The sequence below is a fragment of the Kribbella sp. NPDC051137 genome, from assembly GCF_040682535.1.
GTDB classification, from domain to species: Bacteria; Actinomycetota; Actinomycetes; order Propionibacteriales; family Kribbellaceae; genus Kribbella; species Kribbella karoonensis.
Genome location: NZ_JBFBBI010000006.1, coordinates 732,675 through 757,863 on the forward strand (window position 1 = coordinate 732,675; position 25,189 = coordinate 757,863).

Below are 25,189 nucleotides of genomic sequence, written 5' to 3' on the forward strand. Positions count from 1 at the left end.
GATTCCTTAGGTCAGGCGGTCAGCGGCCGGAGTAGTTCGGGGCCTCGACCGTCATCTGGATGTCGTGCGGGTGGGACTCCTGCAGGCCGGCGGAGGTGATCCGGACGAAGCGGCCCTTCTCCTGCAGCTCTTCGACGGTGCGGGCGCCGGTGTACCACATCGACTGCCGGAGGCCGCCGATCAGCTGGTGCGCGACCGCGGACAGCGGGCCGCGGTACGGCACCTGCCCCTCGACGCCCTCGGCGATCAGCTTCTCGTCGGAGGAGCCGTCGTGCTGGAAGTAACGGTCCTTCGAGTACGACTTGCGGAGGCCGCCGGAGGACGACATCGCGCCGAGCGAACCCATCCCGCGGTACGCCTTGAACTGCTTGCCGTTGATGAACACCAGGTCGCCCGGCGACTCCTCGCAGCCGGCCAGCAGCGAGCCCAGCATGACCGTGTCCGCGCCCGCGACGAGCGCCTTCGCGATGTCGCCCGAGTACTGCAGGCCGCCGTCGCCGATCACCGGGACACCGGCCGGCTTGCAGGCCAGCGACGCCTCGTAGATCGCGGTCACCTGCGGTACGCCGACACCGGAGACGACCCGGGTCGTGCAGATCGAGCCCGGTCCGACGCCGACCTTGACGCCGTCCGCGCCGGCGTCGACCAGCGCCTGCGCGCCCACCCGGGTGCCGACGTTGCCGCCGACGACGTCCACGCCGCGGGTCGCCGGGTCGGCCTTGAGCTTGCGGATGATCTCGATCTGCGCCTTCGAGTGCCCGTGCGCGGTGTCCACCACCAGCACGTCGACACCGGCCTCGACCAGCGTCATCGCGCGCTTGTACGCCTCGCCGAAGAAGCCGATCGCGGCGCCGACCATCAGCCGGCCGGTGGCGTCCTTGGTGGACAGCGGGAACTTGTCGCGCTTGACGAAGTCCTTCAACGTGATCAGGCCGGTGAGCTTGCCGGCGTCGTCGACCAGCGGCAGCTTCTCCACCTTGTGCTTGCTGAGCAGCGCCATCGCGTCGTCCGCGGCGATCCCCTGCTTGCCGGTGATCAGCGGCTGCTTGGTCATCACCTCGCGGACCGGCCGGGACAGGTCGGTCTCGAAGCGCATGTCGCGGTTGGTGACGATGCCGACCAGGACACCGGCGTCGTCCACCACCGGGACGCCGGAGATCCGGTACTGCCCGCAGAGCGCGTCGGCCTCGCCGATGCTCGCCTCCGGGCCGATCGTGATCGGCTGCGCGATCATCCCGGACTCGGAGCGCTTGACCAGGTCGACCTGCTGGGCCTGGTCCTCGATCGAGAGGTTGCGGTGCAGGACGCCGAGACCGCCCTGCCGGGCCATGGCGATCGCCATCCGGGCCTCGGTGACGGTGTCCATCGCGCTGGACACCAGCGGGATGTTCACCCAGACGTTGCGGCTCACCCGGGACCGGGTGACCGCCTCGGACGGGATGACGTCGGACTCGTTCGGCTGCAGCAGTACGTCGTCGAAGGTGAGGCCGAGGACGGCGAACTTGTCGGGAACTCCAGCGGGGGTGATGTCCATGGGGAAAACGTGCACCTTTGTACGGCGAGAACGGAACCCCATCCTATCCGCGCGCCGCGCAGGCCCCGAATCCGCCGTCCACAGGCGACCGCCCGCCACGGTTGCGCGGCGGGCGGTGACCGGGTGTTACTTCTGCAGGTCGGTCGGCACGTTGACGACGCCGAGGATCTGCAGCAGGCTCGCGTCGTCGGTCGAACCGTGGGTCCGGGCGATGGCGGCGTGCTTGCCCTCCGGGTAGTGGCCGGAGGAGTGCTTGCCCTTGGCGTAGGCCTTCTTGACCGAACCGGTGTTCACCTTGCCGCTGGAGTGCTTCGCGACCTTCGGCTTGGCCTTCCCGGACCGGGCAGAAGCGGTCGGCTTCGCGGCGGCTTCGGACTTGGCGCTCGTGCCGGACGGCGCGAAGTACTGCTGGGCGCTGTCCAGCGTGGGCGGCTGGCCGGTCGGTGTCGGCAGTACGTCGGCGGGCACCGCGCCCAGCGCGCTGTCGAGCACGCCTTCGACCGCGCTCGGGATCGCGTTCGCCACGTCAGCCGGCGTCGTCGTCCCGGTCCCGTCGGCCCCGGTCGAACCCGTCCCGGTCGACCCGGTTCCAGTCGACCCGGTTCCGGTGCTGTCCGTACCGCCCGTGTCACCGGCCGGCGGCGTGCCGGTCCCGGCCCCACCGCTCGTCCCGGCGCCGTCCGTGGTCGTGCCGGTTCCGTCCGTCGTCGTGCCGGTACCGTCGGCCGCACCGGCGCCGCCGGAGGTACCCGTTCCGTCGGTCGTGCCGGCGCTGTCGTTGGTCGGCGCCGTGGTCGGGTCGGTCGACGTACCGCCGTCGGTCGTCCCGGTGCCGGTGTCGCCGGACCCGTTGTCCACGTTCGCCGGCGGCGTCGTGGTGGTGTCCGTCGGGGTCGGCGACGGCGTACCGGTGGTGTCGGTCGGCGGCGGCGTGGACGGATCCGTCGGCTCGCCGGTCGTCCCGTCCGTCGGCGTCCCGGTCGGCTCGCTGGTCGGCGTGTCGGTCTTGGTGTCCGACGGCAGCGGCGTCTTGGTGTCGGTCGGCTCCGGCGTGGTCTTGATGCCGTTCTGGTCGGTGACCAGGTCCTGCGGCTTCTGCTCGGGCTTCAGCGGCTGGATGACCGCCTTGTCGTCGATGGCCGGCGGCACCAGTGGCGGGTTGATGTTGTCCCGCGCCTGCGGCTGGCTGTCGCCGGTGTTGTCGCCGGTCCCGTTCGAGTCGGCCTGCTCGCTGCGGATCTTCTGGTAGTCCTTGCCGACCTTCACGATCTTCTGCCGGTCCACCACCGGCAGCCCGTTCAGGTCCTGCTTCGGGAAGCTGGTCTGCGGCCGGACCGCGTCGACCATCTTCTCGATGACCTTCTCGTACGGCGACAACGGGTCGCCGGTGACCGCGGCGGCCACCCCGGACACCGACAGCGCGGCGACCGCGGCGACACCGAACGCCAGCCCCCGGGTCGCCACCTTGCGGGCGAACGGATCGGTGATCGGGTTCAGCGCGGCGCAGCGCGCCAGGAAGGACTCGGGATCGTCGATCGTCTCCACCGGGAGCTCGTCCTCGACCTCCACCGCCAGCCGTAGTTCGGCCAGCAAGGCGACGGCCGGGTCGTGCTCGCCCGCCGAGCGGGCGGACTCCCCACCGGCGGCAAGCAGATCGAGCAGTGCGTCATCGGCCTCGATCGCGTCCAGGTCGAAACGGTCAGCCATGATGCCCCTCCCCTGCTGCTCCTCGTTCCAACTGTGCTTCATGCCCCACGAACCCCCTGAGCGTGTTCAACGCCCGATGCTGTGCGACCCTCACCGCCCCCGGTGTCATCCCCAGTGCCCGGCCGGTCTCCTCGGCTGACATCCCCGCAACGACGCGCAGGCGCAGGATCTCGCGCAGCTTCTCCGGCAGCTTGTCCATCAGTCCCCAGATGTGCTGGACCTCGGACTGCCGAACCGCACGCTCCTCCGGCGTCGGTGACTCGTCCGCGCCGTCCGGCAGGTCCGGCGTCGAGACGTCGGCGACCGCGAACGCACGCTGGGCATCGGCGACCTTGCGGGCCGCGATGCCGTAGACGAAAGCCTCGAAAGGCCTCCCCTCGTCACGGTACCGGCTGAGCGCACCGAACACCGCGACACAAACCTCTTGTGCGACGTCGTCGACCATGTCGGCGCCGCCGGGATAGGTCCACAGACGGGACCGTACGTAACGGTGCGCCACAGCGCGCACCCTCGTGAGCAGATCGTTGAGAGCTGTTCGGTTACCTTCACCGGCCAACGCGGCAAGATCCCTGAGCTCGACCTGGGTGTCAGGCACCCGGACCCCCTCCGACCTCAGTCACCGTCGCCCCCTCGTGTTCGGACCGGTCAGCCTGAAAGACGGTACAACGCTCATCTTCCCTTGCCTAGTAGCAAGGCGAGGTCAAGCCCTTGATTTGATCACAATCTGTCACTACTGGCCGGTCGCTTACCTCAGCGCGGGCTGCGGTGCGGTACTGCGGGCGCTCTGAAGCGGATCAGCTCCGTAGCGTGGTCACCGCCCCAGTCGATCGGCGTACGGGCGGTCTCGGTCCAGCCGGCCCGCCGGTACAGGCGTTCGGCGGCGCCGCGGTTGTCCACCACCTCCAGCGACAGCTCCCGCCCGAGCTCGCCGGCCACGGTCACGCAGTGGTCGAGCAACTGCCGCCCGGTCCCTCGCCCGGTCGCGGCCGGATCCACGAACAACCGCTCGACCTCGGCCCGCTCCCCCACGGCCGTCAGCACGACATGCCCTACGACCCGCCCGTCATCGACGGCGACCCAGCACCCGAGCGCGGTCTCCGGTGTCAGCCAGTCGGCGGGATCCGCGGGCCAGTTGATCGGGTATCCGGACTGCTCGTGCACCGCCCGCAACAACCCGACACACACCGTCAGATCCTCGTCACACCGCGCCCGAATCAACACCCGCCCATCCCAGCAGATCCCGCTCCCCACCCCGAAACCGGGTGCTGGCGACAACTCCCGGTGTCTGGCGACAAGGTATTACCTGTCCCCACACACCATTGCTTGTTCCCCGACCTCAGATGCCATCCGGCGGGTGGCAGACAGCAGAGCACCGCCCGGCAGCTGGGCTGCCGGGCGGTGCTGGGTGTGCTGTGCTGTCGAACTACTGCCTGAGGATCAGTGGCCGTGACCGTGGCCGTGACCGGCCGCCGGGGCTTCCTCTTCCTCGGGCTTGTCGACCACCAGGGTCTCGGTGGTCAGCAGGAGCGCGGCGATCGAGCCGGCGTTGGCGAGCGCGGACCGGGTCACCTTGACCGGGTCCAGCACGCCCTGGGCCAGCAGGTCGCCGTACTCGCCGGTGGCGGCGTTGAAGCCGCTGCCGGCCTCGAGCTCCGCAACCTTCGAGGTCACGACGTAGCCCTCGTAGCCGCCGTTCTCGGCGATCCAGCGCAGCGGCTCGACGATCGCCTTGCGGACGATCCGGACGCCGCTGGCCTCGTCACCTTCGAGGTCCAGGTTGTTGTCCAGGACGGCGGAGGCGTGCACCAGGGCGGAGCCGCCGCCGGCGACGATGCCCTCCTCGATCGCGGCCCGGGTCGCGGACACCGCGTCCTCGATCCGGTGCTTCTTCTCCTTCAGCTCGACCTCGGTGGCCGCGCCGACCTTGATCACGCAGACGCCGCCGGCCAGCTTGGCCAGCCGCTCCTGCAGCTTCTCGCGGTCCCAGTCGGAGTCGGTGCGCTCGATCTCGGACTTGATCTGGCTGACCCGGCCCTCGATGTCCTCGGCCTTGCCGGAACCCTCGACGACGGTCGTGTTGTCCTTCGAGACCACGATCCGGCGGGCCGAACCGAGCACCTCGAGGCCGACCTGGTCGAGCTTCAGCCCGACCTCGGGGGCGACGACCTGCGCGCCGGTGAGCGCGGCCAGGTCCTCCAGCATCGCCTTGCGGCGGTCGCCGAAGCCCGGCGCCTTGACGGCGACCGAGGTGAAGTTGCCGCGGATCTTGTTGACCACCAGGGTCGACAGCGCCTCGGCCTCGACGTCCTCGGCGATGATCAGCAGCGTCTTGCCGGACTGCACGACCTTCTCCAGCAGCGGCAGCAGGTCCGCGATCGCGGAGATCTTGCCCTGGTGGATCAGGATGTACGGGTCCTCCAGCACCGCTTCGCCGGCCTCGGCGTCGGTGATGAAGTACGGCGAGATGTAGCCCTTGTCGAACTGCATGCCCTCGGTGAACTCGAGCTCGGTACCGAAGGTGTTCGACTCCTCGACGGTGATCACACCGTCCTTGCCGACCTTGTCGAACGCGTCCGCGATCAGCGCGCCGATCTCGGCGTCGCGGGCGGAGATGGTCGCGACGTGGGCCATGTCGCCCTTGTCGTCGACCGGCTTGGCGGTGTCCACCAGCTTGGCCGACACGGCCTCGACGGCCGCCTCGATACCGCGCTTCAGACCCATCGGGTTGGCGCCGGCGGCGACCGCCCGCAGGCCCTCGTGCACCAGCGCCTGCGCCAGCACCGTCGCGGTGGTGGTGCCGTCACCGGCGATGTCGTTGGTCTTGGTGGCGACCTCCTTGGTGAGCTGCGCACCAAGGTTCTCGAACGGGTCGTCCAGCTCGACCTCACGGGCGACGGTCACACCGTCGTTGGTGATGGTCGGGGCGCCCCACTTCTTGTCCAGGACGACGTAGCGGCCCTTCGGGCCCAGCGTCACCTTGACCGTGTTCGCGAGCTTGTCGACGCCGCGCTCCAGCGCGCGCCGGGCATTCTCGTCGAACTCGAGGATCTTCGGCATGAAGAAAACCAGTCCTTTTCTGAAATGTCCGTACGGCGATTCCCGCTGCCCTGACCCACTCCGCCCCGGTACCAGAGGTAGCCGGGGCGGTGTCAGTCAGGAACAGCGGGCGGTCGTCACTTGCTGACGACTGCGAGGATGTCGCGGGCGCCCAGGATCAGGTAGTCCTGGCCGTCGTACTTGACCTCGGTGCCGCCGTACTTGGAGTAGATGACCTTGTCGCCGACGGCGACGTCCAGCGGGACGCGGTTGCCGTTGTCGTCGATCCGGCCCGGGCCGACGGCGAGGATCTCGCCCTCCTGCGGCTTCTCCTTGGCGGTGTCCGGGATCACCAGGCCGGACTTCGTGGTCTGCTCGGCTTCGAGCGGCGCGACGAGGACGCGGTCCTCGAGCGGCTTGATCGTGACCGACACTTGCTGACCTCCACGGTCGAATTCGCTTGTCTGTGACATGTGGTCGCGCTCCCCTGCCGTCGCGGGGGTCAGAGGCCGGACCGCTGGCACCCTCACACCGAGAGTGCCAACACCGAATCTAGGCCGCGATTAGCACTCGGTCAACTCGAGTGCCAAAGGAATCTGTTCCAGGCCCCTCTAAAGTTGCCGGGGTGACTGTCACTGCGTTGCTCGACGGACCGGGCGCTGAGGTACTGGCTGCCGCGTGCGCCGGGTTCCGCCCCGGCAGCGAACTGCAACTGGTGGAGAAGCTCAGACGCCGGTACGACGCTGCCCTGGTCACGACGGCTGTCACCCAAGCCGCCCTGCGGCACCGCGCCGTCGCCAAGTTCGGCCCCGACGCCCAACGCATGTACTTCACCCCGGACGGCCTGGAACAGGCCACCCGCACCACCGTCGCCACCCACCGCGCCGAGCGCCTGGCGACGACGATGCCCGGCGCGAGTCTGGTCGACCTGGGCTGCGGCATCGGCGGTGACCTCATCACCGCGGCGCGCGCCGGACTCCGGGTCACCGGCGTCGAACGTGACCCGGAGACAGCAGCCACCGCCCGCGCCAACCTGTCCGCACTGGCCCTGCCAGGCGACGTGCTGGTGGGCGACGCCGAGTCCACCGACCTCACGCCGTACGACGTGGTCTTCGCGGACCCGGCTCGTCGCGCGGACGGGCGGCGGGTGTTCGACCACAACGCCTACTCGCCGCCGTGGTCGTTCGTGACCGCGCTGCTCGAGCGGACCGCGTGCGTCAAGGTCGCGCCCGGCATCCCGCACGACGCGGTCCCCGACGGCGTCGAGGCCGAGTGGATCAGCGACGCCGGCGAGGTGAAGGAGGCCGCGCTCTGGTCCGGGCGCCTCTCCACAGAGGCCTCCCGGCGCGCCACACTCCTCCCGAGCGGTGCGACCGTCACCGACGCACCCGAGGTGGACGCGGGGCCGGTCGGGCAGTACGTCTACGAGCCCGACGGCGCCGTCGTCCGGGCCGGCCTGGTCACCGCGGTGGCCGCCGCCGTCGACGGGTGGCTGCTGGATCCGCGCATCGCCTATGTGACGGCCGCGGAGTACGTCCCGACTCCACTGGCATCGGCGTACGAGGTCCTGGAAGAGCGCCCCTACAAGGAGAAGGCGCTCCGTGCGTGGGTCCGCGGCCAGGGCATCGGGACGCTGGAGATCAAGAAGCGCGGCGTCGACCTGGACCCGGCCCAACTCCGGAAGAAGCTGGCACCGAAGGGTTCCGTGGCGGCGACGTTGATCGTCACGCGGATCGGCCGGGACGCGGTCGCCTACTCCTGCCGCAGGGTGACGACCACCTTGCCGGTCGCCTGATCGTCCTCCATGTGGCGGTGCGCCGCGGTGATCTCGTCCAGCGTGAACACGCGATCCACGTTCGGCCGGTAGACGCCTGCCTCGACCTCGTCGACGATCCGCTGCAGCACGTCGGACCGGCCCCGCATCGTCTCGCTGTGGAAGGCCGTCAGCCGGGTCCCGGTCGGGATCATCGCGATCGGCTCGAACGCCTCGATCAGCCAGCCGCTGAGCGATCCCGCCACGCACACCGTGCCACCGCGCCGCACGACCCGCAGCGAGTCCACCACGGTCCGGGCGCCGACCAGATCGAGAACGTAGTCGGGTCCGTCCGGCCAGATGTCGAGCACGGCCCCGTCGACCAGGACGTGGTCGGCCGTGAGCGCCGAAGCCTTGTGAGCCTGCCGCGTGGTCACCGCCGTCTCCACCCCGTGCCCCGCCGCGATCGCGGCGGCCGCCATCCCGACCGACGACGTGCCGCCGCGGATCAGCAGCCGCCCACCGCGCTCGATCCCCAACGCGTCCAGTGAGCCCTGCGCCGTCAGGTAGGTCTCCGGCAAGGCCGCCAGCAGGTCCCACGGCAACGTGGAGACGACTGGCATCAACGTTGCGTTGGGCAACAACGCGTACTCCGCGTACCCGCCGTCGTAGGCCCGGCCCATCTCGCCCATCACCGCCGCGACCCTCGTCCCCTCCGGTACGGCGGGATCCGTCGAGACCTCGACCACGCCGACGCACTCGATCCCGAGCACCCGTGGGAACTCCACCGACGGCGAGTGCCCCTGCCGGGTGCGCAACTCCGACCGGTTCAGCCCGGCGCCGTACACCCGGACCAGGCTCCACCCGTCCCGCACCGCCGGCACCGGCAGCTCGCGGATCTCCAGCACCTCCGGGCCGCCCGCCCGTACACAAACCGCCGCACGCATCGTCATGCGTTCACTCTCGCCGGAGCAACCAGTGGCCGACCACCGATAGAATGCCAAGCTATGCCCGTTGGCCGCCAACCCGTCCGCTCGGAGCTCTTCCCGTCAGCCGGCGCCCACCAGTGGGAATCCGGTGGCATCAGCCCGGTCCACACCCACGGCGAGGGCCATCTCGTGTACGCCGCCCGCGGCGTACTGTCCGTCCACACGGACCGGCGTACGTCGATCGTCCCGGCCAACCGCGTCGCCTGGACCCCGGCCGGCACCACCCACCACCACCGCGCGCACGGCGAGACCGACATGCGGATCGTGTTCCTGTCGCCTGCGCTGTCCAGGCGGCTGCCCGATCGGCCGGCGGTCTTCCTGGCCTCTGGCCTCGCCCGCGAGGTCCTGCTCGCCCTGACCAGCCGCGAGCTGGAGACGACCGCACGCACCCGGCTCCACCGGGTCCTCGTCGACGAACTCGACGAAGCGACCGAGCAACCCCTGCAACTCCCCGAACCGCAGGACGACCGCCTCCGCGCGATTGCACGACACCTGCAGGAGAACCCCGGGGACAACACATCGCTGGCCGACCTCGGCCGGCAGGCCGGAGCCGGCGCCCGAACGCTCAGCCGCCTCCTCCGCAACGAGCTCGGCATGACGTACTACGAATGGCGCACACAGCTCCGGATCTACCACGCCCTGGTGCTGCTGGCCGCCGGTCATGACACGGCGTACGTCGCGCACGCGTGCGGCTGGGCGAACCCGAGCGGCTTCATCGCCGCCTTCGCCGCGATCGTCGGCACCACACCCGGCCGGCATCGTGCACTTGCGCTCGACCTACATTCGAACATATGATCGATGACGCGTGCGGGTCTCCGGGTGACTTGCCGACGAGCGAGGTGCTGCGCTCGTTGCCGCGCTCCCCGGAGGCCCGCCACTAAGGGGTCACCGTTCGTTCATGTACGTCGGCCAGGGTGGGAGTGGAACCGGTTGGCCGCTGACCGTTCGCCTGGGGAGCAAGCGGTGCGCGTCACCCCCAGGCCTCTGCCCGGAGCCGTTCCTTGACGGGCAGCCGGATCCGCGCCACCGCGATCCCGGCAACCGCCGACACCACCCGTGCGCGCGTCGGCGCCAGGTGTTCGTCGCCGCCGGCCGCGCAGCCGCTGACGAACTCGCCCACCAGGCGGTTCCAGTCGTGTGGTCGCCGCAGCATCGCGTGGCCTTCGCCGGCGAGGGCGTACGTCGTCACCGCGACCCCGGACGCGCGGAGCCGGGTCGCGTACGCCGTCGTACCCGCCGGGTCTGTGATCGTGTCGTCGGTGCCGTGGACGAAGGTGACCGGCGGGCGGAGCGCGACGAGCGGTTCGCCGGATGGCAGCCACGGTGCCAGCGCGAGCACCCCGGCGACCCGCGGATGGTCGCCGACGGCAACTACCGCGCGGCCGCCCATCGAGTGACCGATCAGCAGCACCCGCTCGAACGGCAACTCGTCGAGCACCGTGCGCAGGTCGACGGCGGGGTCGCCCACGTCGTTCCAGCCGCGGAAGCGGTAGCGGGCGAACCCGATCGCGGCCTCCGGTGCCGCCGCACGCGCCGCCGCCGCGAACGGCCACATCCGCAGCAGCGCGGGCCGCCACAGATGTGGCGCGGCCTGCGAACGTTCCTCACCGCCGTGCGCGAGCAGCACCAGGTCGGTCGCCCCCGCCGGATGCCGGACGAGGTCGACACCCGGGCGGCTCACGGACGGGCGTACAGCTCGGTCGGATCCCGGCGGATCGCCATCATCCGGCCGGGCGGCGTCTCGGCGAAGCCGTACGAGCGGTAGAGCTCGTGCGCGTCCGCCGTCGCCAGCAGGATCTGCCGGAGGCCCTTCAGGTCCGGGTGTTCCAGCAACGTCGACACGACGAACCGGCCGAGCCCGTGGCCGCGGTGCGACTCCAGCACGAACACGTCGGCCAGCCACGCGAACGTGGCCCGGTCCGTCACCATGCGCGCGTACCCGACCATCGCGCCGGACGCGTCGTACACCCCGAGGTTCAGCGAGCCCGCAATCGCGCGCTCCACCACCTCGCGCGGCACGCCGGTCGCCCAGTACGACGTACTCAGGAAGCCCTGCACGACCCCGGCGTCGATGCGCTCGGCGTTGTCGTCGGCCTCGAAGCCGTCGGGCCCGGTCCACTTCATCTGTTCAGTACCTCCGTGATCGGCATCGAGGAGTCGGCGGGAAGGTCGAGCGGCGACGGCGTCCGGCCGGCGCGGACGAGTTCCGAGCCGAGGGCGGCGACCATCGCGCCGTTGTCCGTGCACAGGCCTGGGCGCGGCACCCGGACGGTGATCCCGGCCGCGGCGGCACGCTCCTCGGCCATCGCCCGGAGCCGCGAGTTCGCCGCGACCCCGCCGCCGATCAGCAGGTGCTCGAACCCGCGGTCCTTGCAGGCGTCGATCGCCTTCCGGGTCAGGACGTCGCAGACCGCCTCCTGGAAGGCGGCCGCGACATGGTTCACCGGCACGTCCTCGCCGTCGCGCCGACGAGCCTCGACCCAACGCGCGACCGCGGTCTTCAACCCCGAGAACGAGAAGTCGAACCGATGCCGCTCGAGGTCCCGCTGCGACGTCAGCCCGCGCGGGAACGTCACGTACAGGCGGTCGCCGTCCTGTGCCGCCTTGTCGATCCACGGTCCGCCCGGGAACGGCAGCCCGAGCACCCGCGCGACCTTGTCGAACGCCTCGCCGGCCGCGTCGTCGATGGTGCTCCCCATCGGGACGACGCCATCGGTGATGTTCTCGACCGACAGCAGCGACGAGTGCCCGCCGGACACCAGCATCGCGACGCAGCCCTTCGGCAGGTCGCCGTGCTCCAGCGTGTCCACCGCGACGTGCGCGGCCAGGTGGTTGACGCCGTAGATCGGCTTGTCCAGCGAGAGCGCGAGACCCTTGGCGGCGGCGACGCCGACCAGCAGCGCACCGGCCAGACCGGGTCCGCTGGTCACCGCGACCGCGTCCACGTCGGTCGGCCGGATGCCGGCGGTCTCGCAGGCGCGGCGGATCGTCGGCACCATCGCCTCGAGATGTGCCCGGCTGGCCACCTCGGGTACGACGCCGCCGAACCGGGCGTGCTCCTCGACACTCGACGCGACCGCGTCCGCGAGCAACGTCTGACCGCGCACGATCCCGACCCCGGTCTCGTCGCACGACGTCTCGATCCCGAGGATCAGAGGCTCTTCCTTCATGCTTCCTCCCGCCACCGCATGATCACCGCGTCCTCGCCGCCCGGGTAGTACCCGCGCCGCCGGCTGATCTCCGCGAACCCGAACCCGGCGTACAACCCGATCGCCGACTCGTTGCCCGCGGCAACCTCCAACAGAACCGTCCGGCCCGCACAACGTTGCAGGGCCACCGTCATCAGCTGCCCGCCGACACCCGTCCGCCGCCGGTCCGGAGCCACCGCGATCCGCAGGACTTCCACCACATCGAGCGCAACAGGCGGCAGCAGCAGTACGACGTACCCGACCACCACGCCGTCGTCCGCGACGAGCACCACCCGGTCCTCGGACAGTCGCTCGAACTCGTCCAGCCAGGCCACCTCGCTCCAGGCGGTCGGCCCGAAGCAGACCTCGTCCAGCGCCACAAGCGCCGGCAGGTCGTCGGCGACGGCCGCCCGGATCACAGGTCTCACAGGACGCTCTTCGGCCCGCTGGACATGGTCACGTCGGGCCGCCGCAGATACAGCGGCTCCGGTGCCACGACTTCCAGCGTCCGGGTCGCCACGCCTGCCGCCAGCACCTCGGCCGACGGGTACTCGACGACGTCGTCGACCGGCACCCCGAGCACGTCGCCGTACAGCACCGCGCCACGCCCGATCACCGGCAACCCGGACAGTACATGCGCGACGTCGGCAGGCTTGTCCACGGCCGGTCCTTCCAGCCGTCGGCGGCTCCCGTCCGCGGCCGGGCCGTCGTACAGCGCCCAGTAGATCTCCTTGCGCCGCGCATCCGTGGCAACCGCGACCGGCAGCGTCAGTGACGACTGCCGCGCCAGCACGTCGAGGCTGCACACGCCGGCGACCTCGATCCCGAGTACGTCGCCCATCGTCCGGGCGGTGACCAGCCCGACCCGCAGCCCCGTGAACGGCCCGGGCCCGACACCGACCGCGATCCCGGTCAGGTCGCGCGGCGTGACGCCCGCGGTCTGCAGCGCAGCCGCGATCGCGGGCGCGAGAAGCTCACCGTGGCGAAGGGCGTCCACGGTCGTCGACGACGCGACGATCTCGCCGTCCGGAGTCGCCAACGCGACGGTGACAGCAGCACTCGAGGTGTCGAAGGCAAGCAGCATGTCAGTCAGTGTCCCGTCGGCGATGATGGTTGCACGATAGCGGCGTCCAGGTGCGTGCATCGCAAGGCGGACGAGCGTCCTCGATGCGGTGTTCATCGTGGGCGCTCGTCCAACGCAGCGAGGTGCGTGCCTGGGCGCCGCTAGCGTGTGAGCAGCATCGCCGACGGGACACTATGTCTCCAGTGCGGACACGCGTACGCCGGATGCCGCCCAGCGCGGGCCTACCGGCGTGATCCGGAGTGCGCGGGTCTCGTCGGTGTCGTCGTCGCCGCGGGTCACCACGATGTCGAGCCGGTCCGGCGCCAGCCCCTCGGCCAGCCCGTGACCCCACTCGACCACGGTGACCGCTTCGTCCAGGCTGGCGTCCAGGTCGAGATCGTCCAGTTCCGCGAACCCGCCCACCCGGTAGGCGTCGACATGCACCAGCGCGGGCCCACCGACCAGCGACGGATGCACCCGCGAGATCACGAACGTCGGCGACGTGATCGCACCCCGCACCTTCAACCCGGCGCCCAGCCCCTGCGTGAAGGTGGTCTTCCCGGCACCGAGATCGCCGGACAGCACGAGGACGTCACCCGCGAGCAGCTGCCCCGCCAGCTCCTCGCCGATCGCCTGCATGTCGTCGGCGGTCGGTACCGTCAGCTCGACCGGCATTGCCTTCGCATAGATCAGGTTGTGCGCCTGCCGGTCGACGACGGTGTACCCGCGCCGCCGCCAGAACTCCACGGTGTCCGGCAGCTCCACCCGGGCGATCAGGTTCACCCGACTCAGCCCACGCCGTACGGCGACCTCCTCGGCGCAGCCGACCATCGCCGAGGCGACACCGTGGGACTGGTTCCGCGGATCGACCGAGACGCGGCGCAGGTTCAGGATGTCGCCAGACTGCTCGAACAGCATCGCGCCCGCCGGCACCCCGTCGCTGAGCACCAGCAGTCCACCGTGCTGCTCGATCGCCGCGGTCACCGAAGCGACGTTCTCGGACAGCTGGGTCGACGGCGGGTCGAGCACCCGGCGCGCGGCGAACGCGTGGTGGATCACCGCGACGATCGCCGCGGCGTGCTCGGGAGTCGCGTCCAGGACGCGCAGGTCGGTCATCTCGGGGTCATCTCGCAGGGTCAGGATGCTGCCAGGGACTGTTCGGCTCGCTCGATCATCCCAAGCAGCGCCGCGGTGAACTCACGGTGGTGCTCGATCAGACCCAGGTGCCCGCAGTTCTTGACCTCGACCAGCTCCGCGCCGGGCACCCGGCGGACGATGTCCTCGGCGTGCTCGAACGGCGTCAGCAGGTCCTTGTCGCCGCCGATCACCACGCACTCGACCTTCTGCAGCGGCTCCAGGGCCTCGGACTTGTCGTGCAGCGCGAAGATCGGGTAGAAGTCCGCGATCACCTCGATCGGCGTCGCCGCGATCATCTCGTTCGCGAACTCGGTGAACGCCGGCGGCACCTCGGAACCGAACGCGTACTTCCGGGTGAGCAGGTAGGTAAGGTCCGAGCCTGCCTTGCGGCCGCGCTCGACGATGTCCGGGATCCGGGCCAGCGCAATCACCGTCGGGGTGGCCAGCGCCCGGGCGAGCATGCCGGCCTTGCCCGGGAACACGATCGGCACCTGGTCCAACCGGCCCGCGCTGGTCGAGCAAAGCCCGACGCCGATCACCCGGTCGCCGAACAGCTCCGGGTGCTGGTCGGCAAGGGCCATGATCGTCATGCCGCCCATCGAGTGCCCGATCAGGATCACCGGGCCGGTCGGCGCGAACCGCTCGAGGATCCCGTACAGGTCCTTGCCGAGCTGGTCGATGCTGACGCCTTCCTTCGGCGACCGGCCGGACCGCCCGTGCGAACGCTGGTCGTAGAACACCATCGTGCCGATCCCGGCCATGTCGCGGCGCTCGAAGTGCCAGAGGTCCAGGTTCAGCCCGTACCCGTGGACGAAGATCACGGTCAGGTCCTCGGGCGGGACGGGTAACTTGCTGTGCTCATTCTTTCCCCGCCCCACCGCCCCGGTCAGGCCGAGCTTCCGCTTCGGCGGTGGCGCGGGCCGGCGGGAGCGTTTCAGCTCGTCGACCTCGACGTACAGCTCGACGCCGTCGTCGGCCGTGAAGATGTGCGGCGTCCCGTGCTGGGTGCCGAACGGCTCCGCCTCCAGTTGCTTGCGCAGCCCGGAGCGGCGGCCGATCACCTGGCGCTCGACCGCGACCCCGGCCGCGGCGCCGGCGGCCAGCACTCCGACCGCGGCCCCGATCAGACCAGCAGTCCGTCCTGCTTTGGACATGCTGGTCCTACCTTTCGCTGTCGATGTACCGCCGGGGGATGCGGGCGCCCAGGCGGGTGACGATCTCGTAGTTGATGGTGCCGGCGGCGTCGGCCCAGTCGTCCGCGGTCGGCTCGCCCGCCGTACCGGGACCGAACAGCACGACCTCGTCGCCGGCCGCGGCCTGGTCGTCCTCCAGGTTCACCACGCACTGGTCCATGCAGATCCGGCCGACGACGGTACGACGGTGGCCGCCGATCTGGACCGGTCCGCCGTTCGAGGCGTGCCGCGGCAGGCCGTCGCCGTACCCGAGCGGGACCAGGCCGAGGGTCGACGGCCGCGGCGCGGTCCAGGTCAGCCCGTAGGAGACGCCCGCACCGGCCGGCACCCGCTTCACCATCGCGAGCCGGGCCTTCAGCGTCATCGCGGGTCGCAGCCCGAGCTCTGCCGACGGCAGCGCGTGCCCGAACGGCGACAGCCCGTACGTCGCGACGCCGGGCCGGACCAGGTCGAAATGCGTCTCGGGCAGCGCGAGCGTCGCACCGGAGTTCGCCAGGTGCTTGAACTCGGCGTCGACCCCGAACGACTCGGCGACCTCGATCGCCTCGGTGAACGTGGCCAGCTGGGTCTCGTTGACCGCGCTCTTCGGCTCGTCCGAGGACGCCAGGTGCGACCAGATGCCCTTGATCTCGATCCGGCCGGCGCCCTGCTCCCGGAGCGCGGCCCGGATCAGTGCCGGCCACTCCTCCGGTACGGCGCCGCCGCGCGACATCCCGGTGTCGATCTTCAGGTGCACCCGCGCGGGCCGGTCCTGCACCGCGGCGGCCAGCTCGTCGATCTCCCACGGAGCGCCCGCGGACAGGTCGATCCCGGCGTCGATGGCGTCGGCCAGCGGCTCGCCCGGGGTGGTCAGCCAGCAGAAGATCGGCCCGGTGTCACCGGCGGCGCGCAGCCCGAGCGCCTCCTCGAGCACCGCGGCCCCGATCCACACCGCCCCGGCCTCGCGAGCGGCGCGCGCGACCGGCACCATCCCGTGCCCGTACCCGTCGGCCTTCACCACGGCCATCAGCTGCGCACCCGGTGCGCGACCACGCAGCGTGCTCACGTTGTGGCGGATCGCCGCCAGATCGACGACCGCCTCAGCGCGGACCGGGCGTGACTGAAGAGTAGACATGGTCAACCCAGTGTCTCAGGCTCCGTCGATCAGGTCCGCGAGGGCGGTCATGTCGTGGAAAACCGTGTCCGCATCGACAAGTTTCGCGGGATCGGTCATCCCGGCGTACCCGAAGACCTTCATCCCGGCGGCGACCGCGGCGGCGACGCCGAGCGGGCTGTCCTCAATCACCAGGCAGTCGGCCGGCTTCACCTCCATCTCCGCGGCCGCGTGCAGGAACAGGTCCGGCGCGGGCTTGCCGTGCGCGACGTCCTCGGCGCTGAAGATCCGCCCCTCGAACCGGTCCAGGAAGCCGACCGCGGTCAGCGCCGTACGGATCCGTCGGTGGGTTCCCGAGGACGCCAGGCAGTACGGGACGCCGCGGGCGTCCAGGTGGTCCAGGACGGCCTCGACGCCGGGGACCGCCCGCAGGTGGGCGAACCCGTCGAACAGCCGCTGGTGGTACCGGTCCTCCAGGTCCGCCGGCAACGGCCGCCGGAGCTGCGCCTCGACCTTCTGCCGCATCGAGGCCATCGACCCGCCCATGAAGTCCCGCACCGTTTCCTCGAACGTGTACGGCGCCCCGGCCTCGGTCAGCAGCTCGGAAAGAATCGTGTTCGCGAGCCGCTCGGAATCCACCAGCACGCCGTCGTTGTCGAAGATCACCAGTCCGGTCACACCGGAACCCTAAGTGTCAGCTCTCCTCGATGGCGAAGTCGGTGAAGGTGAAGCGCCGGGTGGCGCCGGCCGTGGAGACGATCTCGACGCCGAAGTCGACCTGCCAGGTGGTCGGCTTCGGGGCCCAGCCGCGGCGCGTCATGTCGTCGAAGAAGCTCGCCAGCGGCATCGTGCCGGACTTCTGCGTCACCTGCGAGACGTACGCCGTGTACCCGTCCTCGTGCCAAACGTCGTACGTGAACCCGCCGATGCTGACCGTCCCGATCTTGTCCCCGCCGGGGGTCTGTCCCTTGTTCTCGGTCCAGATCATCAGCTCGTTCTTCAGCCCGTCGCCGATCCAGACGTCGAACGCGACGTCGTAGACACAGCCTGCACAGTCCGCGGGTGTCGTGGCAGCGAACTTCGCGGACTTGATCCTGGACAGCGGTACGTCGTCGTAGTCCTTGTGCACGTTCGGATACGCCTGCACCCCGTTGTCACCCGGCTTCGGCTGCGTGACGTCCTCGTACCAGTTGTCATAGTTGCACGCCGACATCGTGTAGACGCCGTCCTGGTTGTTCCACATGTTGTTGTGCACGTAGTACTGCCCGAAGTCGCGCCCCTCACCCTGGTTGTTGCGCGACGTGGTGACGAACGACGGATTCGGGCAGCTCTTGCTCGGGCCGATGGCGGCGGCTGCCGTCTCGACCGGCGAGTCCTTGTTCGTCCGTACGACGATCGGCACCGCGACCAGTACGCCGACCACCAGGACGGCGACGCCGACGAGTAGCAGACGGCGGCGCGAAAAACGGAAACCCATGATTCCCCCTTGAAACAACTCTCCCCGGAGAAACCATGCCTCGAACTGCAACGCGAGCGCCACCCGCAGCGTCCTTGGGGTGTGAACAAACGGATGATCGCTCTCGTGGCGACAGGCGTGCTCGCCCTGACCGCCTGCGGCAACGACGCCACGCCCGCGCCCGGCTCCGGGCTGAGCGGACGGACGTTCCTGTCCACCTCCGTGACCGAGAACGGCAAGCCGCGAACGCCGGCCACCAAGGTCCGCCTGCAGTTCACCACCGACGGCCGCTTGTCGTGGTACGCCGGCTGCAACTCCTCCGAGACCTCGGTGTCGACCGCGGACAACCGTTTGGTCCTCGGCAAGGAGATCACGTCCACGGCGATGGGATGCCTGGGCCCCGCCGCCGGCGCGGACAAGTGGATCGGCGGAGTCCTCAGCGCGAAGCCGACCTGGAAGCTCGACGGCGACAAGCTCGTGGTCAGCACGGACAGTACGACGATCTCGCTGGTCGACAAGCAGACCGCCGAGCCCGCCGCCGCGCTGGACGGCACGAAGTGGGCGCTCTCCACGATCGTCGCCGGCGAGACCGCCTCGCACCCGGCCGGCGCCGAAAAGGCGTGGCTGACACTGAACGGCGACCGGGTGACCGGCTCGACCGGTTGCAACGAGTTCCAGGGGGTGGTCGCGAACGCCCCCGGCAAGCTGACCTTCGGGGAGCTGGCCACCACCCGGCGTGCCTGCAAGGGCGACGCCGCGAAGCTGGAATCCCTGCTGCTGAACGGATTGAAGGGCGACCTGACCTACCGGATCGACGGCTCGGTGCTCAGCCTGCGGTCGTCCAGCGGCGGCTTGGACTTCACCGCCCTGCGCTGACCCGAGCGAGCCACTGGACGAGCCCGGCTACGCGATCCGGATGTCGAAGGCCTGGACCTCGTTCCTCGTCGTCTCGTAGGAAACGAGCAGGTGGCCGCGGTCCTTCAACTGCTGACGCTGGGCCGCGGTCAACGGGATCGTCCAGTGCTGGACACCGCGGGTCACCTGCTGCGTGGCCTGTTTCACCAGGTGCCCGCTCATGTCCGGTGACCACGGCGGCGTCGCGCCGTCGGTGATCGCACACGGCGTGAACCCGTAGTCCGGCGCCGGATCCGACGTACACGAGGTCGTCCACACCGGGATCGCCGCGAGTTCGCCGGAGGTCAGGAACGCCCGGGCGGTGCCGGAGCCCTTCGACGACGTGACGAGTTGTACGGCGTTGCCGCTGAGGCCGGCGTACTGGATCGACAGGTCTCCGGTCGGGACCCGCCCGGAGATCGGGACGCCGTTGCGCGCGGACTGGGCGATCGTCTGCGGGGACAGCGCGCCGTTCAGGTTCGGGTTCGAGACGTCCGGCGGTGCCGGGGTGGTCGGCCGGCCCGCGGGCGGCGTGTACCCGGGCAGCGTGGCGATCCCCCAGCGGTACGGGTCGGACTGCACGGACCCGAGCGCCGACCAGCCGAGCCGGGTGCTCATGTCGATGTGCCGGAGCGTCGTCGTACCGGGTGCCGAGGTGTCGTCGTTGTCGTACGGCGTGATGTTCAGCCCGAGGTGCGACGGGTCGACCGCGGCGGGCAGATCCGCCAGCGGGATCTTCACCTCGAGGTCGTACCCGCCACCGGCGTACGCGTGCGGCACCGTCGTCTGGTTGCTGCCTACCCACTGGGCCGTCGACGCGACCTGGACGCCCGGCGCGTTACCGGTGTCGAGGGCGCCGCTGGAGTAGCCCTGGTGGTTGTCCGCGTCGCGTTCCCAGCAAGGCCCGCCGCTCTGGGTGAACGGGAAGATGCCGAGCTTGAACGTGTTGGCGGTGTCCTTGAGATCCTGCGACGCGGTGCCGCGGGGGTCGAGCAGGATCTCGACGGAGTCGGCCTGCCAGTGCCCGACGCATTCGGCCGGGGTCACGGCGTACGACTGGTAGTCGTCGCGGATGTGGATGAAGAAGTACAGCGCGTCGTCGGACCAGCTGACCTTCGCCGTACTGCCTTCTCCGGTTGCCGAAACGCCGCAGTCGTCGACGCCCGTACAGCCCGAAGCGCCCTGCCAGATCCGGCCGAGGTCGAGTGTCGGCCCCGGGTACTCACCCGGCTCGGCCGTCCCGTCGACGACCGGGGTCGCCTGCGGGATCACCGTCGTGGGGACGAGCGTCAGCGTGAGCGTTTCACTTCCTGTCGCGGTCCTGATCGGGATGCTGACGTTCTGCTGGGCAGGCAGGGTCGTGTCGGTGTTCGTCAGCTTGAACGTGACGGTCACGTCCGCGCCCGGCGCCACGTCGTACGGCTTGCTGTTGCTGTCGACCGTGAAGTCCGCCGGCAGGTCGAGTGACACGGCACCGGTCTGCTGCTTCGTGGACCAGTTGTGGACGACGACCGGTACGTCGATCGTCTGCCCGATCCCCATCGACTGGATCGCCTGCGACCGTCCGAGCCGGTCCGCCTGCGGTGCGGTCTTCTCCAGCCACTGGTCGTACTCGAGCCAGTTCCCCCACCGCTGGAAACGCCCTTCCGCCGCGGAAACGATTCGTACAACGTTTTCCGTGTAGCCCGTCGCGTGCTTCCCGGTGGTGTACAGCGCGGAGATCTTCGCGTTCTGGTCCACGGTCGCGTTCGCGGCCGGGGTGACCGTGAACGTCACGTCGGCGCTCGAACCGGCCGGCACCGGCTTCGGCCCGTCGACGGTCCAGCCGGCCGGCACCGTCAGCTGGACGTTGCCCTCGGCAAGCTTCCCGCGCAGGTGCAGGGTCGCCTGGAAGGGTTCACCCGCGACGTTGTAGAACCGGCTGAACGTCAGGTATTCCAGCGTCCCGAGCGGCAGCCCGCCCGGATCCGGCTTGGTCGCCCCGAACAGAATCGCGTCGTCACGCCCGGCCGCCGGGCTGCTGTTCGGCTGGAACGGCACGAACGACTCGGTCATCCCGAACCGCGGACAGGCCGGCGCCGACACGCCCTTGTACATCAACCGGCTCTGCGTCGGATACGCCGCGCGGCCCTCGTCGGCCACCTGCTGCCAGATCTTCGGCGTACCGGCCGGCTGCCCCTGGGAGTTGCCGGCCGGCCAGGTGTACGGCGAGTTGTACCCGGTCCACACGCCCGCGACCGGGTCGAGGCCGGACGGGGTGAACCCGGTCGTGCAGTTCGCGGACGTCGTCGTACCGCCGGTGCCCGCGGTGCTGCCGCCGGAGAAGACCTTCTTCACCTGCCAGGTGCTGAGCGCGTGCGGCCCCGTCAGCTGCTCCGGGAACATGTTCGGGTCGGCGGCCGCCAGGACTCCCTCCCAGATCAGCCGGCCGGCCTGCTGGTGGTTGCCGTGGCCGGCCGCGAGCGTCGGCGTGAAGCCGATGTACACCTCGGGCTGGGTCTCCCGGATCACCCGCGTGACCCGCCGGAGCGTCTCCTGCTCGTCCCAGAAGTACTGCGTCAGCGGCGCGCTCTGGTTGTAGAAGAAGTCGATCCGGTCCAGGTTGAAGATGTCGATCGTCCCGGACCGGTAGTGCGCGACACGGTCCTCGTTCTCGCGGCGGAGCCCGAGGTCCGGCCCGAGCTCGGTGCCGGCCGCGTTCCCGCCGCCCTCACCGCGGGTCACCATGATCACGCCGCACTTCACGCCGTACAGCTGATGCCAGACGCCGCACGGCCCGATGAAACTCGTGTCGTCGTCCGGGTGGGCCCACTCGCCCATCACGTCGATCTTCGTCTTCGCGTCCGCGACGTACTGCTTGGTCTGCTGTGCCTGAGCGGGCACCGGCAGAACAGCCAGCAACGCGAGAACCAACAACCCCACGATTCGCTTCACGAGCACACTCCAAAGGCGGCGGAGGCACCAGCAACTCTCCAGTCCTACGTCCGCCTGGATCGGCCCGCAACAGCAGACCGCGTGCCTCGGGCGGATCAGGCGAGAAGTAGGCGGGTCGCCTCGGGGAGTGCATGCGCGACGGACATCGCGGTGACCGGGCCGGCCGACGCGGCGAGGGTGCCTGCGGCGGCGTGCAGGTACGCGGCGACCGCGGCGGCCTCGAACTCCGGCAGTCCGCCCGCCAGCAGCGAGCCGCAGATGCCGGCGAGTACGTCACCGGACCCGGCGGTGGCGAGCCACGGACTCGCGATCGGGTTGACGAGGACGGAGCCGTCGGGTGCCGCGACGATCGTGGTGGCGCCCTTCAGCAGTACGACGAGCTGCCGGTCCTCGGCCACCTGACGTGCGTAGTGCAGCCGGCGCTGCTCGATCACGTCACGCGGTACGCCGATCAGCTGGGACAGCTCGCCCGCGTGCGGCGTGATGACGACGCGCCCCGCCCGGTCGTGGTCGAGGGCGGCGATCGCCCCGGCGTCGACGATCACCGGGACGTCCTGCTGCTGCGTGATCCGGTGGAACCGCTCCAGGTCGACGCTGCCGGTCGACGTACCCGAGCCGACCGCCCACGCCTGCACGCGACCCTCGCCGACGACGACCTCCGGATGGACCGCGAGTACGGCGTGCGCGACCGGGTCCGGGCCGACGTACCGGACCATGCCGACCGGGCCGGCGAGGGCGCCGGAGGTGGCGATCACCGCGGCACCCGGGTACTGCGTGGAGCCGACCATCAGGCCGAGGACGCCGCGCGAGTACTTGTCGGACTCGCCGTGCGGGACGGGGTACAGCGCGCGGACGTCGGCGGCCTGGAGGGAGCGGACCTCGGCGGGCGGAACCTCCAGGCCGATGTCGACGAGGTGCACCGGGCCGCACGCGGACGCGGCCGGGTCGACCAGGTGGCAGACCTTGTGCGTGCCGAACGTGACGGTCAGCGCGGCCCGGACGTGCGGCTCGGGCGTCTCGCCGGTGTCGACGTCCACGCCGGACGGGGTGTCGACGGCAACGACCGGTACGCCGTACCGCTCGACCAACCGCACCACCGCCAGCGCCTCCGGCCGCAACCCCGGCCGCCCCCCGATCCCCACAATCCCGTCCACCACTACATCCGCACCGGCAACCACCCGCTCGACCTCGCCGACCTGAGCCGAACCGTTGGCATGAGCTGGTTCATCGGCATGAGCCGGACCGTCGGCGTCAGCCTCTTGGTCGGCGTCGGCCGCTTGGTCGGCGTGAGCTGGTTCCTCGGGGTGAGCTTGTCCTCCGGTGAGGACTCGGCCGCCGGCGGACTCGAGGGCGGCGAGGCCGGGCTGGTGAGCCTTGGGCGAGAGCAGGACGGCCGTGACCTGCGCACCACGCCGCGCCAACCGGGCGCCGGCGTACAGCGCGTCCCCGCCGTTGTCCCCGGAGCCGATCAGCAGCACCACCCGGGCGCCGTACGTACTCCCCAAAAAGTTGCTGACAGCAACCGCCAGCCCGGCCGCCGCGCGCTGCATCAGCGTGCCCTCGGGAAGCCTCGCCATCAGCGCGGCCTCAGCCGCGCGAACCTGCTCGACCGTGTGCGCCTGGCGCATTGCTCAAACCTCCCCGACGACAGCGGGCACGAATCAACCTTCCAGGATGACGACCGCGGACGCGATCCCGGCGTCGTGGCTGAGCGACAGATGCAGGCTCTGCACCCCGAGTTTGGCGGCCTGCGCCGCGACCGTGCCGGTGATCTCCAGCCAGGGCCGCCCGGTCTCGTCGGTCTGCACCTCGGCGTCGTGCCAGTGCATGCCCGCCGGCGCCCCCAACGCCTTCGCCAACGCCTCCTTGGCCGCGAACCGAGCCGCCAGCGAAGCAGCAGGCTTCACCGCCTCCAACTCCGTGAACACCCGATCCCGCAACCCCGGCGTCCGCTCCAGCGTCCGCATGAACCGATCCACGTCGACCACATCAATCCCCACGCCGACGATCATCCCCACACCATAGCCGTCCGTTGCCCTCACCCCAGCCCCACCCAACGTCCAGCCCCGCCCGCGCCCCCGCCCGCGCCCCGGCCTCACCCGCGCCCCGGCCTCGCGCGCGCCCCCGCCCGCCCGGCGCCACCACGTCCCGCCTCACCCACCACGGCCCGGCCGAGCGCATCTGCGGTGTCGCACCCGGGGGCTGCTAGCTCGGCCCCCGGGTGGTGGATTGGCGGACCTTCATGTCCACCGCGAGGTCGAGACGGAGCGCCGCCGGGGTTTTGCCGCGGGACAGGTCGAGGACCACCCGCGCGGCCAGCTCCGCCATCTGGTGGAGGGGCTGGTGGACGGTGGTGAGCGCCGGGGTGACCCACTGCGCGACCGGGAGGTCGTCGTACCCGACCACCGACAGGTCACGGGGGATGTCGAGGCCCAGCTCGCGGGCGGCCTGGTACACGCCGAGCGCCTGCATGTCGCTGCCGGCGAAGATCGCGGTCGGACGGTCCGGCAGGCGCAGCAGCTCGAGCGCCGCGCGGTAGCCGCCGCCGACCTCGAAGTCCGCCCAGCGGATCAGCTCCGGCAGCACCTCGACCCCGGTCGAGCGCAGCGCGTCGGTGTATCCGTCCACCCGTTGCCGTGAGCACAGCGTGTCGATCGGCCCGCCGATCATCGCGATCCGCTCGTGCCCGAGCGTCCGCAGGTGGGAGGTCGCCATCCGCCCGCCGTTCCAGTTCGCGGAGCCGATCGACGGTACGTCGTCGCCGACGTCACCGACCGGATCCACCACCACGAACGGGATCCGCCGCGTCTCCAGCTGCGCCCGCTGGTCGGCGTCCAGGTCCGAGAACACCATGATCACGCCGACCGGGCGCCGGTTCAGCACCGACTCGATCCACTCCTGCCGCGGCCGCAGCGCGCCGCCGCACTCGGACAGCACCAGTTCGACGCCCTCGGACCGGGCGACCTCCTCGACGCCGCGGATCAGCTCCATCGCCCACTCGCCGCCGAGCTGGTTGAACACCAGGTCGATCATCGGCCCGGCCGCCGTACTCGCGCTCCGGCGCCGGTACCCGTGCTCCTGGATCAGGCTCTCGATCCGCGCCCGGGTGGCCGCGGCCACGTCCGACCGCCCGTTCAGCACCTTGGAGACGGTCGGCACCGACACTCCGGCCTGCTCCGCAATTTTCGCAATCGTCGGCCGCTCGTTCACCA

At 70.5% G+C, this 25,189-nt stretch carries 24 protein-coding genes; 3 read left to right on the top strand and 21 right to left on the bottom strand.

What is annotated here, in order from left to right:
- Positions 1 to 19: 19 nt before the first annotated feature.
- The 6 genes from guaB to groES all read right to left on the bottom strand — a co-directional run bounded on the left by guaB (position 20) and on the right by groES (position 6,711).
- Entirely contained in the window at positions 20 to 1,534 is a 1,515-nt protein-coding gene (gene guaB / locus AB0M51_RS34245) for an IMP dehydrogenase (protein WP_344191832.1), read from the bottom strand.
- Between the two features lie 126 nt (positions 1,535 to 1,660).
- Positions 1,661 to 3,241: a hypothetical protein gene (locus AB0M51_RS34250; RefSeq protein WP_344191830.1), complete on the bottom strand. Its 1,581-nt coding sequence runs from the start codon at positions 3,239 to 3,241 to the stop codon at positions 1,661 to 1,663.
- Positions 3,234 to 3,836, bottom strand: a complete 603-nt coding sequence (gene shbA, locus AB0M51_RS34255) for an RNA polymerase sigma factor ShbA (RefSeq protein ID WP_344191828.1) — start codon at positions 3,834 to 3,836, stop codon at positions 3,234 to 3,236. Before shbA ends, AB0M51_RS34250 begins: the two co-directional genes overlap by 8 nt.
- A gap of 155 nt (positions 3,837 to 3,991) precedes the next feature.
- A complete protein-coding gene (locus AB0M51_RS34260; RefSeq protein WP_344191826.1) occupies positions 3,992 to 4,462 on the bottom strand; it encodes a GNAT family N-acetyltransferase in 471 nt (156 codons plus the stop codon).
- Positions 4,463 to 4,678: 216 nt separating this feature from the next.
- Positions 4,679 to 6,298: a chaperonin GroEL gene (gene groL, locus AB0M51_RS34265; protein WP_344191824.1), complete on the bottom strand. Its 1,620-nt coding sequence runs from the start codon at positions 6,296 to 6,298 to the stop codon at positions 4,679 to 4,681.
- 116 nt (positions 6,299 to 6,414) lie between these two features.
- Positions 6,415 to 6,711, bottom strand: a complete 297-nt coding sequence (groES, locus tag AB0M51_RS34270; protein WP_130384566.1) for a co-chaperone GroES — start codon at positions 6,709 to 6,711, stop codon at positions 6,415 to 6,417.
- 191 nt (positions 6,712 to 6,902) lie between these two features.
- On the opposite strand from groES, the gene AB0M51_RS34275 reads away from it, so the two are divergent.
- Positions 6,903 to 8,072, top strand: a complete 1,170-nt coding sequence (locus tag AB0M51_RS34275; RefSeq protein WP_363752143.1) for a methyltransferase domain-containing protein — start codon at positions 6,903 to 6,905, stop codon at positions 8,070 to 8,072.
- On the opposite strand, the gene AB0M51_RS34280 is transcribed toward AB0M51_RS34275, so the two are convergent.
- The gene (locus tag AB0M51_RS34280; RefSeq protein ID WP_344191820.1) at positions 8,030 to 8,983 is read right to left on the bottom strand and encodes a zinc-binding dehydrogenase; all 954 of its coding nucleotides are present in this window, start codon (positions 8,981 to 8,983) and stop codon (positions 8,030 to 8,032) included. The genes AB0M51_RS34275 and AB0M51_RS34280 overlap by 43 nt on opposite strands.
- A gap of 54 nt (positions 8,984 to 9,037) precedes the next feature.
- On the opposite strand from AB0M51_RS34280, the gene AB0M51_RS34285 reads away from it, so the two are divergent.
- Positions 9,038 to 9,814 carry a helix-turn-helix transcriptional regulator gene (locus AB0M51_RS34285; RefSeq protein WP_344191818.1) on the top strand — a complete coding sequence of 259 codons (777 nt, stop codon included), beginning with the start codon at positions 9,038 to 9,040 and terminating at the stop codon, positions 9,812 to 9,814.
- Positions 9,815 to 9,989: 175 nt separating this feature from the next.
- On the opposite strand, the gene AB0M51_RS34290 is transcribed toward AB0M51_RS34285, so the two are convergent.
- The 10 genes from AB0M51_RS34290 to AB0M51_RS34335 all read right to left on the bottom strand — a co-directional run bounded on the left by AB0M51_RS34290 (position 9,990) and on the right by AB0M51_RS34335 (position 18,170).
- The gene (locus tag AB0M51_RS34290; RefSeq protein WP_344191816.1) at positions 9,990 to 10,700 is read right to left on the bottom strand and encodes an alpha/beta hydrolase; all 711 of its coding nucleotides are present in this window, start codon (positions 10,698 to 10,700) and stop codon (positions 9,990 to 9,992) included.
- Positions 10,697 to 11,143, bottom strand: a complete 447-nt coding sequence (locus AB0M51_RS34295) for a GNAT family N-acetyltransferase (protein ID WP_344191814.1) — start codon at positions 11,141 to 11,143, stop codon at positions 10,697 to 10,699. The genes AB0M51_RS34290 and AB0M51_RS34295 overlap by 4 nt, the downstream gene beginning before the upstream one ends.
- Positions 11,140 to 12,189 (bottom strand): tRNA (adenosine(37)-N6)-threonylcarbamoyltransferase complex transferase subunit TsaD, encoded by a 1,050-nt coding sequence (gene tsaD, locus AB0M51_RS34300; protein ID WP_344191811.1) that lies wholly within the window; start codon positions 12,187 to 12,189, stop codon positions 11,140 to 11,142. Before tsaD ends, AB0M51_RS34295 begins: the two co-directional genes overlap by 4 nt.
- Positions 12,186 to 12,635 (bottom strand): GNAT family N-acetyltransferase, encoded by a 450-nt coding sequence (locus AB0M51_RS34305; protein ID WP_344191809.1) that lies wholly within the window; start codon positions 12,633 to 12,635, stop codon positions 12,186 to 12,188. Before AB0M51_RS34305 ends, tsaD begins: the two co-directional genes overlap by 4 nt.
- Positions 12,632 to 13,291, bottom strand: a complete 660-nt coding sequence (gene tsaB, locus AB0M51_RS34310; protein WP_344191807.1) for a tRNA (adenosine(37)-N6)-threonylcarbamoyltransferase complex dimerization subunit type 1 TsaB — start codon at positions 13,289 to 13,291, stop codon at positions 12,632 to 12,634. Before tsaB ends, AB0M51_RS34305 begins: the two co-directional genes overlap by 4 nt.
- Positions 13,292 to 13,462: 171 nt before the next feature.
- Positions 13,463 to 14,386, bottom strand: a complete 924-nt coding sequence (gene tsaE, locus AB0M51_RS34315; RefSeq protein ID WP_344191805.1) for a tRNA (adenosine(37)-N6)-threonylcarbamoyltransferase complex ATPase subunit type 1 TsaE — start codon at positions 14,384 to 14,386, stop codon at positions 13,463 to 13,465.
- A gap of 20 nt (positions 14,387 to 14,406) precedes the next feature.
- On the bottom strand, positions 14,407 to 15,561 hold the full coding sequence (locus AB0M51_RS34320; protein ID WP_344191803.1) for an alpha/beta hydrolase: 1,155 nt from the start codon (positions 15,559 to 15,561) through the stop codon (positions 14,407 to 14,409).
- 7 nt (positions 15,562 to 15,568) lie between these two features.
- A complete protein-coding gene (alr, locus tag AB0M51_RS34325; RefSeq protein ID WP_344191801.1) occupies positions 15,569 to 16,714 on the bottom strand; it encodes an alanine racemase in 1,146 nt (381 codons plus the stop codon).
- A gap of 15 nt (positions 16,715 to 16,729) precedes the next feature.
- Positions 16,730 to 17,371, bottom strand: coding sequence for an HAD family phosphatase (locus tag AB0M51_RS34330; protein ID WP_344191799.1), 642 nt, complete (start codon positions 17,369 to 17,371; stop codon positions 16,730 to 16,732).
- 16 nt (positions 17,372 to 17,387) lie between these two features.
- Positions 17,388 to 18,170, bottom strand: a complete 783-nt coding sequence (locus AB0M51_RS34335) for a hypothetical protein (RefSeq protein ID WP_344191797.1) — start codon at positions 18,168 to 18,170, stop codon at positions 17,388 to 17,390.
- A 93-nt stretch (positions 18,171 to 18,263) separates the two neighbouring features.
- On the opposite strand from AB0M51_RS34335, the gene AB0M51_RS34340 reads away from it, so the two are divergent.
- Positions 18,264 to 19,025 (top strand): META domain-containing protein, encoded by a 762-nt coding sequence (locus tag AB0M51_RS34340; RefSeq protein ID WP_344191795.1) that lies wholly within the window; start codon positions 18,264 to 18,266, stop codon positions 19,023 to 19,025.
- Between the two features lie 27 nt (positions 19,026 to 19,052).
- Here the strand turns inward: AB0M51_RS34340 and AB0M51_RS34345 are convergent, their stop codons facing one another.
- The 4 genes from AB0M51_RS34345 to AB0M51_RS34360 all read right to left on the bottom strand — a co-directional run bounded on the left by AB0M51_RS34345 (position 19,053) and on the right by AB0M51_RS34360 (position 25,187).
- Complete coding sequence (locus AB0M51_RS34345) at positions 19,053 to 21,977, bottom strand: PIG-L family deacetylase (protein ID WP_344191793.1); 2,925 nt, start codon at positions 21,975 to 21,977, stop codon at positions 19,053 to 19,055.
- Between the two features lie 95 nt (positions 21,978 to 22,072).
- Positions 22,073 to 23,605 carry an NAD(P)H-hydrate dehydratase gene (locus tag AB0M51_RS34350; protein ID WP_344191791.1) on the bottom strand — a complete coding sequence of 511 codons (1,533 nt, stop codon included), beginning with the start codon at positions 23,603 to 23,605 and terminating at the stop codon, positions 22,073 to 22,075.
- A 33-nt stretch (positions 23,606 to 23,638) separates the two neighbouring features.
- Positions 23,639 to 23,989: a holo-ACP synthase gene (locus AB0M51_RS34355; protein ID WP_344191789.1), complete on the bottom strand. Its 351-nt coding sequence runs from the start codon at positions 23,987 to 23,989 to the stop codon at positions 23,639 to 23,641.
- 193 nt (positions 23,990 to 24,182) lie between these two features.
- Complete coding sequence (locus tag AB0M51_RS34360) at positions 24,183 to 25,187, bottom strand: LacI family DNA-binding transcriptional regulator (protein ID WP_344191787.1); 1,005 nt, start codon at positions 25,185 to 25,187, stop codon at positions 24,183 to 24,185.
- Positions 25,188 to 25,189 lie beyond the last annotated feature (2 nt).